The organism is Actinomadura chibensis NBRC 106107 (genome assembly GCF_001552135.1).
Classification (GTDB): Bacteria; Actinomycetota; Actinomycetes; order Streptosporangiales; family Streptosporangiaceae; genus Spirillospora; species Spirillospora chibensis.
In genome coordinates this window covers 20,573-30,943 of sequence record NZ_BCQP01000093.1, presented here as the reverse complement: position 1 = coordinate 30,943, position 10,371 = coordinate 20,573, and the positions used below count along the sequence as shown (strand labels likewise).

The window sequence follows — 10,371 nt, the reverse complement described above, 5'->3', positions numbered from 1 at the left end:
GGATGCCGTTCTGGCAGTCGATGACCGCGTCGAACCGTTCCGCGCGGCGCAGGCGGCGGGCCAGCAGCCACGAGAGGACGAGCGGATACACGGTGAACGTGCCGCCGAGGCGGACGAACTCGACGCCCTCGACGCGTCCGCCGCGTTCCTGCCCCGGCGCCCGGCACGTCACGTAGTGGACGCGGGCGCCCTCGGCGGCGAACCTGCGGGCCAGTTCCCAGGCGTAGCGCTCCGCGCCGCCCGCCGCCGGGTGCCACGGGTCCCGCCAGTTGACGATCGCGAGGCGCGGGCCGCCGCTCATCCCGGCTTGACGCCCGGCGCGGCCGGTACGCCGGGCTGCGGAACGGCCACCACCCCGACCGGCGGAGCGAGCGCGGGCCGGAATCCGGCACGCGCCCGGATGCGGGCCAGATCGAGCAGGCATTGCAGGGAATGGCGCCGGACGGAGAACGTCGAGCCGGGACGGTCGCGCCACACCACCGGAATGTCCGTCACGGACGCGCCCCGCCGCACGCAGTGCGCGAGCAGTTCGACGTCGAACGAGAAACCGGCCGTGCGCAGATCCGCCGCGACGGAACGTGCCAACGCGCCGTCGAAGAACTTGAACCCGCACTGGGTGTCGGACACGCCGCCCACGAGGTCACGGACGATCCGGTTGAACGTGATCGCGCCGAGCCGCCGCACCGGCAGCGCGTACCCCTCGACGACCGACCGACCGTGGCGCCTTGACCCCACCACGACCGGGCGGCCCTCGCGCAGCAGGACGATGGCTTCGTCCAACGCCGCGAGGTCTGTTGCCATGTCCGCGTCCATGAAACCCACGAACGGGGCTGCTGTCGAGAGGAGCCCCTCGCGGACCGCCGCGCCCTTGCCGCGCCGCTCGCACCGCAGCAGCCGGACCGGGACCGGGCCCCGGAACGACCGGACGATCCGCGCCGTCCCGTCGGTGCTGGCGTTGTCGACGACGACGACCTCCGCGCGCAGCGGGAGCCCGGCGAGCTTGCCGCACAGCAGGCCGAGCCCGTCCGGCAGCCGCTCGGCCTCGTTGTAGGCGGGGACGACGACCTCCAGGAGGACCGCGCCGCCGACATCGCCGTCACGCCGGGTCGCCATCGGGGCCTACACGTCAGCGCGAGCCGTAGTTGTACAGCGGCTTGATGACGGGGTCCTTCTGGGAGGCGTTCGCGAGTTGCACCGCTGTGAACGATGCTCCGGCGGCCAGCAGCACGCCGACCAGCGCGGCGATGGCGATGCGCATCAGGGGGTCCTTCGACTGCGGGGTTTGATACTGCCGAGTAACGGAAGGCTCAGAGTAGCCCTTGGGACCCGGATTGACCAGGCGACGGCGAGACCGGTGACGGCCCAGGCGGCCACTGCGGGCGCGACCGGGACGCCGTCCCCGGGCGGCGCGGCGGACCCGTCGATCCGGTAGACGGCCAGGTCACGTCCGCGCAGCACTTCCCGCACCTCCCCGGCCGGACGGTGCGCGGCGGTCTCGGCGTCCACCACGACGTACCGCACGCCCGCGGCGCGCAGCGCGGCGGCCGAGGCCGTGGCGGGCGCCAGCCGGACGGCCTTCGGGTCCTCGGGCGCGACGGTCGCGCCGCCCACCGTGACGGCGTCGTTCACGACGACCCGGCGGTGCAGGTAGCGGGGCAGCGGGTCGAGGACGCGGCGGCCGTGGTTCCACGGGTAGCTCCGGTACGCCGCCCACGGCAGGACCAGCACGTCGCCCTTCGCCGGGTCGCCGTCGACGATCCGGCGGGCCCGCGCCCAGTCGTCCGGATACCGGACGGCCCGCAGGTCTCCGGCCGCGCCGAAGGCCAGCGTCGGCAGCAGGAACACCGGGACGGCGACCGCCGCGAGCGCGACGCCGGGCAGCCGCGCGGCGGCGGCGCGGTCGGCGGCCGTCCCGAGCCCGACCGCGACGACGACGGCGAGCGGCGCGACGAACTGCTGGCCGTCCCGCAGCACGGCGAACCCCGGCCACAGGCCGACGAGCCCGTCGAGGACGGGCGCCGCCACCGCGCCGAGCGCCGCCACCGCGAATCCGGCCCCGGCCGCGAACGCCGCGCCCCGTCGCCAGCCGGGCTCGCGGCACCACGCCCCATAGGCGGCGAGCGCGCCGACCACGACGGCCAGCCAGAGGGACGCGGTCACCGGCGTCCCGTACCCGGACGGGACGGTCTCGCCGTTCCACACCCCGCCGAGGGCGAGGAGGCTGCCGAGCGTCCCGAACGGGGTGTCGGCGCGGGCCGCGAACAGGTCGACGGCCGTCCCGTCCGAGGGCAGGCCGCCGGGCCGCAGCAGGCCCGGCACCAGCCACGGCAGGCTCAGCACGGCCACGGCGCCGACCGCCTTCGCGGCGCCGCGCCCCCGCGCGGTCGCGAGCGCGACGACCAGCGCCGTGAGCCCGGAGACGGCGAGCGCCGCGAACCCGCCGATCGCGGCCGGGACCAGGACGCGGACCAGGCGCCGCCCGCCGCCGCGCTCGTCCGCCCGCGCGGCGGCGGCCACCACCCAGGGCAGGGCCGCGTAGCCGAGCAGCAGCGCCCACTGGCCGAGCAGCAGCCGTTCGGCGACGAACGGGTTCCAGGCGTAGCAGACCCCGGCGGCGAGGCGGGGCGCCAGCCGTTCGGACGGCACCAGCGACGCCGCCGACGCGCACGCCATCACGAAGATCGCCAGCAGGACGAGCTTCTGCACCGCGTCCGCCGGGACCACGGTGGCGAGCGCGGTCACGACGGCGTCGCTCGGCACGTGCCGTGGGACGGTCCCGGTCAGCCCGAACGTCAGCCGCGTGAACGCCGGATCGGGCACGAACACCATGTCGTAGGACAGCACGAACCCGGGCGCGAGCCCCGGCCCCAGCGCCGCGAGCCCGAGCCCCAGCCCGGTCAGCGCGGCCACCAGGTGCCGCGTCCGCTCCCTCATGTGGGCTGGACGCTACCTGTTCCTCTGTGGGGGGACGACCCCCACACCCCCCGGCTACCTGGTGGGATCGGGGTCGCGGGGAAGGCCGAGGATGCGCTCGCCGATCACGTTCAGGTTGACCTCGGTGGTGCCGCCGCCGATCGTCATCGCGCGGGACGCGAGCAGGTGGCGGGTCCAGCGGGCGCGCGGGCCGTCCGTCCAGCCGCCGGTCAGGGCGCCGTCCGCGCCGAGCAGGGTGAAGCCGAACTCGGTGACGCGCTGGCCGTGCTCCATCGCCACCAGCTTGCGGACGTTCGCCGTCGCGCCCGGGTCCGTCCCGGAGAGCTGCTTGAGGGTGGCGCGGAGGCCGAGGAGGGCGAACGCGTGCTCGTCGCAGCCGAGGTCGCCGAGCCCGTCGCGGACGAGCGGGTCGCCGTCCACGCCCAGCTCCGCGGCGAGCGCGAGCAGCTTCGGCACGTCCCCGCCGAGCTGGAACGTGCTGGTCAGGCCGACGCGCTCGTTGGCGAGCGTGGTGCGGGCGACGCGCCATCCCGCGTTGACGGGCCCGACGACGAGCTCGTCCGGGACGAAGACGCCGTCGAGGAAGACCTCGTTGAAGACCGCGTCGCCCGTGCATTCGCGCAGCGGCCGGATCTCGATCCCCGGCGACGCCATGTCGACGAGGAAGTAGGTGATGCCGTCGTGCTTCGGACGGTCGGGATCGGTGCGCGCGACGCAGATCCCCCAGTGCGCGTCGCGGGCCAGGGACGTCCAGATCTTCTGGCCGGTGATCGTCCAGCCGCCCTCGGCGCGGACGGCGCGCGTCCGGAGCCCGGCGAGGTCGGAGCCCGCGCCCGGCTCGGAGAAGAGCTGGCACCACACGATCTCCCCGCGCAGCGTCGGCGGGAGGAAGCGCTCCCGCTGCTCGGGCGTCCCGTACTGGACGAGCGACGGGACGACCCACGCCCCGATCATCAGCGGCACCGGCCGCACCCCCGCCGCCGCCAGCTCCCGCTGGATGACGACCTGCTCCAGCGGCCCGGCGTCGCGTCCCCAGGGTTTCGGGAGGTGCGGCGTCACCCAGCCGCCGTCCGCCAGCGCGGCGCGCTGCTCGGCCGGTTCCAGCGCGGCGAGGTCGGCGACGCGGGCGCGGATCTCCTCCTGGAGCGGGGCCGCGTCCTCGGGGAGCTCGACGTCCATGGGACGCCGGACGCCCGCGACCGCCAGCGCGGCGACGTCCGCCCTGTGCTCGCTCGCCCGTCCGAGCAGCGCGCGGAGCGTCAGCGCCCGCCGGTAGAGAAGGTGTGCGTCGTGCTCGTAGGTGTAGCCGATCCCGCCATGGATCTGGATGTTGCCCTCCGCGCACTGGACGGCGGCGTCGGCGGCCAGCACGGCGGCGACGGCGGACGCGTACGAGCGCTGTTCGCGTGTTTCGCGCAGAGCGCGGGCCGCGTCCCAGACGGCCGCCCTGGCGCGTTCGACGGCGATGAGCATCCGCGCGCACCTGTGCTTGACGCCCTGGAACTGCCCGATCGGACGGCCGAACTGCTCGCGCAGTTTCGCGTAGGCGACGGCGTCGTCCAGGGCGCGTCCGGCGACGCCGCACGCCTCGGCCCCGAGGACGACGACCGCCAGCGCCCGCGCGCCGGGCACGTCGAGGACGCGCTCGTCCGGCACGGCCACCCCGTCGACCGTGACCGAGCCGACCGGGCGCGTGATGTCCAGCGACTCCAGCTCGCCCACGGTGACGTCGGCGCGATGGACGGCGACCCACCGCTCACCGGCACGCAGCAGGAAGAGGTCGGCGAAGGGCGCGCCGAGCACGGGCTGAACCGTCCCCGAAACAGTGGAACCGTTCATCTCCAGGGCGCCCGACAGGCCGACCGCCGCCGTGTGGGAGCCGTCCGCCAGGCCCGGGAACAGGGACAGCGCCCCGCAGGCGTCCAGCATCGCCGACGCCAGGACGGTCGGCGTATACGGCCCGGGCACGAGGGCCCGGCCCAGTTCCTCCAGCGCGACCGCCTGTTCGAGCAGGCCGAAGCCCTGCCCGCCCGCGTCCTCGGGAAGGTGCAGGCCGGGCAGGCTCTGCTCGGCGAGCGCGGGCCAGCAGCCGGGATCGGCGTCCCGGACGGTCCGCGCCGTGACGGCCCGCTCGGCGAGCCCCCGCACGGACGCCGCGAGCGCCTCGTGCTCCGCCGTCAACCCGATCGCCATGGCCCCACCTCTCCTCGACGTGGGGCCAGCCTATTAGAACGCGATTCGGCCGAGCGTCGCGGCGCTATGACGCGAGCTTCAACCGGCCGAGGAACTCGTTGATGTCCGGGTACTGCCGCTTGTGCGTGTTCGGCATGGACGCGAACACGACCGCGGGCGCCTTCCGGCCGGTGTCGATCACGGCGGTCGCGACGACCTCGCCGGTCGCCCGCACCCCGGTCCGCCGGTAGGTGAGGTAGGAGGCGACGAGCCAGCCCCGGCGGCCGTCCACGAGCATGGCCTGCGACGCGAGCGGCGCCGACCGGTGCGGGAACGCGTAGTACTGCGCCTCGAACCCCTGCGCGGCGAGGCCCGTGACGTTCTTCACGTCGGCCGGGCCGTGGTAGGAGGCGAGCAGGCTCGGCGGCAGCGTCCCGGTGAGCAGTTGGCCGTACCAGAACTGGGCGCCGTGCCGCTCCGTCACGAGGATCTGCTGCCCGGACCAGCCCGTCGTGCCCAGCTTGTTCTGCTTGGTCGGCACCTGCCACGGCGCGGCGAGGCGCGGGTAGGACAGCCCGGAGCGGACGTCGGCGACCCGGCCGAGCAGCTTGCTCGGACGCCCGGCGAACCGCGCGAGCCGCTTGTCCGGCGGCATCTTGGCCCGTGCCGTCTCCGTGCGCTCGGCGGACGCCGTCCGGCCCGCGTTGCCGCCCGTCTCGGCGGGCTCGTCGTCGCCGCCCTTCAGGAAGTACACGGCCCCGGCGGCGGCGAGCGCCGCGACCAGCAGCCCGACCCCGCCGATCAGGACGAGCCTGGAGCGGCCGCCGCCCTCGTCGAAGACGTCGGGCTCCGGGCGCTCGCGGTACTCCTTGCGCTCGCGGCGCTCCCGGCGCTTGTCCGGCTTGGCGTCGCCGCCCAGCTTGGCGTCGGCGGCGGCCTCGTCGGCCATCCAGTCGGGCATCTGCCAGTTGCCGCTGCTCGGCTTGCCGGGCTTCGCGGGAAGCCCGGCCCCGGTCGGGACGGCGGGCACGTAGTTGTCGTTGCCGCCCTGGTCGGCGGAGTTCTCGTCGAACAGCGAGTCGTCCCATTGGGGCGGGTCGTCGTCCCGGACGGGGGCGACCTTCACGTCGTCCTCGGCGCCGGACTCCTCCGCCGGTCCCTGGCTCCACTCCTCGGCGGGCTCCGGACGCCACTCGGCGTCCTTCCACTCCTCGGCCGGAGCGTCGGTCCGCCAGGAGTCGGCCGCGGGCTTCTCCCAGTCGTCGTCGAGCCGCGGCGCGGGCCGGTCCTCGACCTTGCCCCACACGTCGTGCGACTCCGCCGCCTTCTCTTCCGGCCGCGCCCCGGCGGGCGGCGCCGGGGCCGGCGGGACGGCCTCGGGGTCCGGGAACGTCATCCGCGGGCCGGTCGCGGTGGCGTCCGGCGCCTCGCGGGACTCGTCCCGCGGCTCGCCATCCTTCATCTCGGTCCAGCGCACGCCGCGCTCCCCCTGATCGGACATGCGGCACACGTTACGCGAAGATCAGCCGTCCGGTTCCGGTCACCAATCACACTCAGGACACATCTTCCCATCGACTCAGCGGCTCCCCGCCGGTCCGGCGACACCCGCCGTGACCTGCGGCTCTCCGGCGAGCCTGGCCCTGGCCAGCAGCGTCGCGCCCGCCACGGCGCCCGGCATGGCGAGCACCGCGCCGAGCGGGATGAGGAAGACCACCACGGTCGCGGCGCCGAACCCGAGGACCAGCGGCCGGTTCCGCCGCAGCAGCGCGAACCGCTCCTTGCGCCGGATCCCGCGCCGCTCCAGCGCGACCGACGTCAGCTCCCCTGCCAGGAAATATCCGGACACCAGCCCGGCGACCACCGGCACCACCGTCTGCCCCACCAGCGGCAGGAACCCGCACGCGAAGAACACGACGGCGAAGCACAGCGCGATGACGCCGAGGATCACCGTGTCCTGGATGGCCCGGCCGATCTGGACGAGCAGCGGCACGTCCGGCTCCGGCGGCGCGCCGCCCTCGGACTCCTCGACCCGGACGGCGATCGCCTCGTAGAACGGGTCGCCGACGAGCAGGGTCACCGCCGTGAACGTGATGACGGCGAGGAACAGCGCCGAGCCGAAGATCGCGATCCCGGCGACGACCCGCGCGGACGTCCGCGCGGCGTCGGACCAGCCGTCCGCGAAGCCGGTCGTCCACCCGGCGAGGTCGTCGATCTCGACCGCGAGGAAGACCAGCGCCGCCGCGTACACGACGAGGACGATCAGCGCCGGGATCAGCCCGAACAGCCACTGCGCGGGATGCCGGGCGGTCCAGCCGAGCCCGCGCAGCAGGAATCCGACGCCGGTGAAGAAGTCCTTGAACGCGGACGGCCTCGGCTCGGCGGCCGGGGACGGCGCGAACCGGTTCGGGGGGACGGGCGGCTGCTGCGGGAGGTGCGGCTGGCTCACGCGCCCAAACCCTACCCGGCCAGCAGGTCCGCGGCCTTCTCCCCGATCATGATCGACGGCGCGTTGGTGTTGCCGGTCGGGACGTCCGGCATGATCGAGGCGTCCGCGATCCGCAGCCCGTCGACGCCCCGCACCCGCAGTCGCGGGTCGACGACCGCGTCGTCGTCCACGCCCATCTTGCAGGTGCCCGCCTGGTGGTGGTACGTGACAACGGACTGCCGGACGTAGGAGCGCAGCCCGTCCGCGCTCTTCGCCAGCGGCCCCGGGTACAGCTCGCGCGCCCCCCACGTGCGGCGCAGCTCCGTCGCGCCCAGGATCTCCTGGCACAGCCGGACCGCGACGCCGAGCGCCTCTGCGTCGGCCTCCGCCGACAGCACGCGCGGGTCGATCACGGGCGCGTCCCACGCGGAATGGCTGGACAGCCGCACCTCGCCGCGCGACTCCGGCCGGACCAGCCCCGCCATCAGCGAGACGCCGTGCGGCGGGCCGTCCATCCACGGCTCGTAGAGCGGGACGCCGAAATGCAGCGGCTGGAGGTCGGGCAGCCGGATCCCCGGGCGGCTGCGCCAGAAGAGGTGGCTCTGCGTCGCGGGCAGCCCGCGCGTCAGCGTCGGCGGACGGTCGGTCGAGGCGATCACCGGCACCAGCCAGTGGTCCTGGAGGTTGCGGCCGACGCCGGGCAGGTGGACGACGGCGCCGCCGAGCGCGTCCGCGTCGCCGATCCCGGAGCGCAGCAGCAGCACCGGCGAGCCGATCGCGCCCGCGCACACCACGACCTCGTCGGCGTATCCGCGTTCGGCGGCCCCCTCGCGGATCCACTCGACGCCGGTGCAGCGGCGCCCGTCGAAGAGCAGCCGCCGGGCGTCCGCCTCCGGGACGAGCGTGACGCCGCGCCCGATCACCGGGGCGAGGTAGGCGGCGGCGGTCGTGAGGCGCTTCCCGTCCCGGATCGTGAACTGCATGAAGGACACGCCGTCCTGCCGGGCGCCGTTGTAGTCCGGGTTGAACGGGAGCCCGGTCTGCCGCGCGGCCTCCACGATGGAGCGCTGGACCGGGTCGGGCTCGTAGCCGGTGAGGACGTCCAGCATCCCGGGCCCGCCGCCGTCGAGCCCGTCCGCGCGCGCGAAGAGCGGCCGCACGTCCTCCCAGGACCAGCCCTCGTTGCCGAGCGCGGCCCACCGGTCGTAGTCGGCCGGGTTGCCGCGCACCCAGATCATCGCGTTCAGCGCGTGCGACCCGCCGACGACGCGGCCGCGCGGCAGGTGCAGGAGGCGCCCCTGCGCCTCCTGCTGCGGGACGGTCCGGTACCCCCAGTCGAGCGGCGAGTCCCACAGCTCGTGCATGCGGGCGGGGTCGTCCACGGCGGGCTCGGCGCGGTGCGGGCCCGCCTCGACGACGAGGACGCGGCGCCCGGCGTCGGCGAGCCGCCGCGCGACCACCGAGCCGGCCGAGCCGGCCCCGACGACGATCACGTCGGCCGTCCAGTCGTCGCGCATCGCTGACCTCCCGGGGAGACGAGTGCGCTCAGCGTAGGTTCGCGCGCTCCACCGCGACCGTGATCACCGCAGGTCGTGCCACCACAGACAAGGACTGTTCCGGCACAGCCAAGAACCCGGGCGGCGACGGGGTCCAACCTGCCGTCAACGTCAGTCGGGGGACGACGAGTTGAGTCCGCCCGTGAGCACGGACGGACGACGAAAGGAGTTCCGCCCGTGACCACGGAACGGCAGTCCGGCGCCGAGGCGAAGGACGGTGACGCGACGAAGACCGGCGACGCGGGGAAGGCGGGGGCGCAGCCCCAGGGCCTCGGGCACGCCGCGTCGCTCGCCCAGTCGCGGCTCCCGGTCCTCGCCGTCCGGGCCGGACGCGGCGAGGCGACGAGCGTCCTCGTCGCGACCCTGGTGCTGGTCGCGTTCATCAGCATCCTGCACCCGGACTTCCTCCGCGTCGGGCAGCTCCTCGACACCCTCCAGTCGGCGGTGTACGTCGGGCTCCTCGCCTGCGGCATGGCCTACCTGCTGTCGATGCGCGAGATCGACCTGTCGGTGGGCTCCACGTTCGGGCTGACGGTGATCGCGACCGGCGTGATGATGAACCACGACATCCCGGCGTGGCCCGCGGCGCTGCTCGGGATCGTCCTCGGCATGGCCCTCGGGCTGGTCAACGCGCTGATCGTCCAGTTCGTGGGGATCCCGGCGATCGTCGCGACGCTGGCCACGCTGTCGGTCTTCCGCGGGCTCACCCTCGCGCTGAGCGACGGCCGCCAGGTCACCGGGCTGCCGCTGGAGAGCTCCTTCTTCACCGTGCTCGGCGGGAAGACGCTCGGGGTGCCGACGAGCGTGTGGGTGCTCGTCGCCGTCGCGATCGTGCTCACGCTGGTCCTGCGGTTCACGCCGTTCGGGTACCGGGTGCGCTCGATCGGGTCGAACCCGGACGCCGCGACGTTCTCCGGGATCTCGATCCCGCGCGTCCGGATGCAGGCGCTGGTGCTGATCGGGGGCCTCGCCGGGCTGTCCGGCGTGCTCGGGCTGGCGTTCTTCACCTCCGGGGACCCGAACATCGGCACCGGCTTCGAGCTCCAGGCGATCGCCGCCGCGATCATCGGCGGGACGCCGCTGCGCGGCGGCAGCGCCACCGTCGTCGGCGCCTGCCTCGGCGCCGTGCTCCTCAGCGTCGTCACCAGCGGGTTGCAGTACTTCAACATCCCGGCCAACTGGAGCGCGTTCGCCACCGGCGGCGTCATCCTCGCGGCCGTCGCGCTGGACAGCCTGGTGCGCCGCCGCCGGCGGCGTGAGAGCGCCCGGCTCGGACTCTGAACA

9 protein-coding genes are annotated in these 10,371 nt (G+C 74.8%); 1 reads left to right on the top strand and 8 read right to left on the bottom strand.

The features are described from left to right. From ACH01S_RS40350 to ACH01S_RS40320, 8 genes are all read right to left on the bottom strand, one after another. Positions 1-301: glycosyltransferase (locus tag ACH01S_RS40350; protein WP_157406364.1), on the bottom strand; the 301-nt coding region annotated here is incomplete at its 3' end. Next, on the bottom strand, positions 298-1,113 hold the full coding sequence (locus tag ACH01S_RS40345; protein ID WP_067905367.1) for a glycosyltransferase: 816 nt from the start codon (positions 1,111-1,113) through the stop codon (positions 298-300). The genes ACH01S_RS40350 and ACH01S_RS40345, both read right to left, overlap by 4 nt. Before the next feature lie 13 nt (positions 1,114-1,126). Beyond that, on the bottom strand, positions 1,127-1,258 hold the full coding sequence (locus tag ACH01S_RS46465) for a hypothetical protein (RefSeq protein WP_255220389.1): 132 nt from the start codon (positions 1,256-1,258) through the stop codon (positions 1,127-1,129). Beyond that, positions 1,258-2,934, bottom strand: coding sequence for an MmpA family trehalose lipid delivery protein (locus ACH01S_RS40340; RefSeq protein WP_174564949.1), 1,677 nt, complete (start codon positions 2,932-2,934; stop codon positions 1,258-1,260). The genes ACH01S_RS46465 and ACH01S_RS40340 overlap by 1 nt, the downstream gene beginning before the upstream one ends. Positions 2,935-2,988: 54 nt before the next feature. After that, a complete protein-coding gene (locus tag ACH01S_RS40335) occupies positions 2,989-5,127 on the bottom strand; it encodes an acyl-CoA dehydrogenase family protein (protein ID WP_067905365.1) in 2,139 nt (712 codons plus the stop codon). A gap of 64 nt (positions 5,128-5,191) precedes the next feature. Then, positions 5,192-6,607 carry a hypothetical protein gene (locus ACH01S_RS40330; RefSeq protein ID WP_067905363.1) on the bottom strand — a complete coding sequence of 472 codons (1,416 nt, stop codon included), beginning with the start codon at positions 6,605-6,607 and terminating at the stop codon, positions 5,192-5,194. Between the two features lie 75 nt (positions 6,608-6,682). Further along, on the bottom strand, positions 6,683-7,552 hold the full coding sequence (locus tag ACH01S_RS40325) for an EI24 domain-containing protein (RefSeq protein ID WP_083981702.1): 870 nt from the start codon (positions 7,550-7,552) through the stop codon (positions 6,683-6,685). Between the two features lie 11 nt (positions 7,553-7,563). Continuing rightward, the gene (locus ACH01S_RS40320; RefSeq protein WP_067905361.1) at positions 7,564-9,048 is read right to left on the bottom strand and encodes a GMC family oxidoreductase; all 1,485 of its coding nucleotides are present in this window, start codon (positions 9,046-9,048) and stop codon (positions 7,564-7,566) included. Between the two features lie 216 nt (positions 9,049-9,264). Between ACH01S_RS40320 and ACH01S_RS40315 the strand changes: the two genes are divergently transcribed. After that, positions 9,265-10,368 carry an ABC transporter permease gene (locus ACH01S_RS40315; RefSeq protein WP_083981701.1) on the top strand — a complete coding sequence of 368 codons (1,104 nt, stop codon included), beginning with the start codon at positions 9,265-9,267 and terminating at the stop codon, positions 10,366-10,368. Positions 10,369-10,371: the final 3 nt, after the last annotated feature.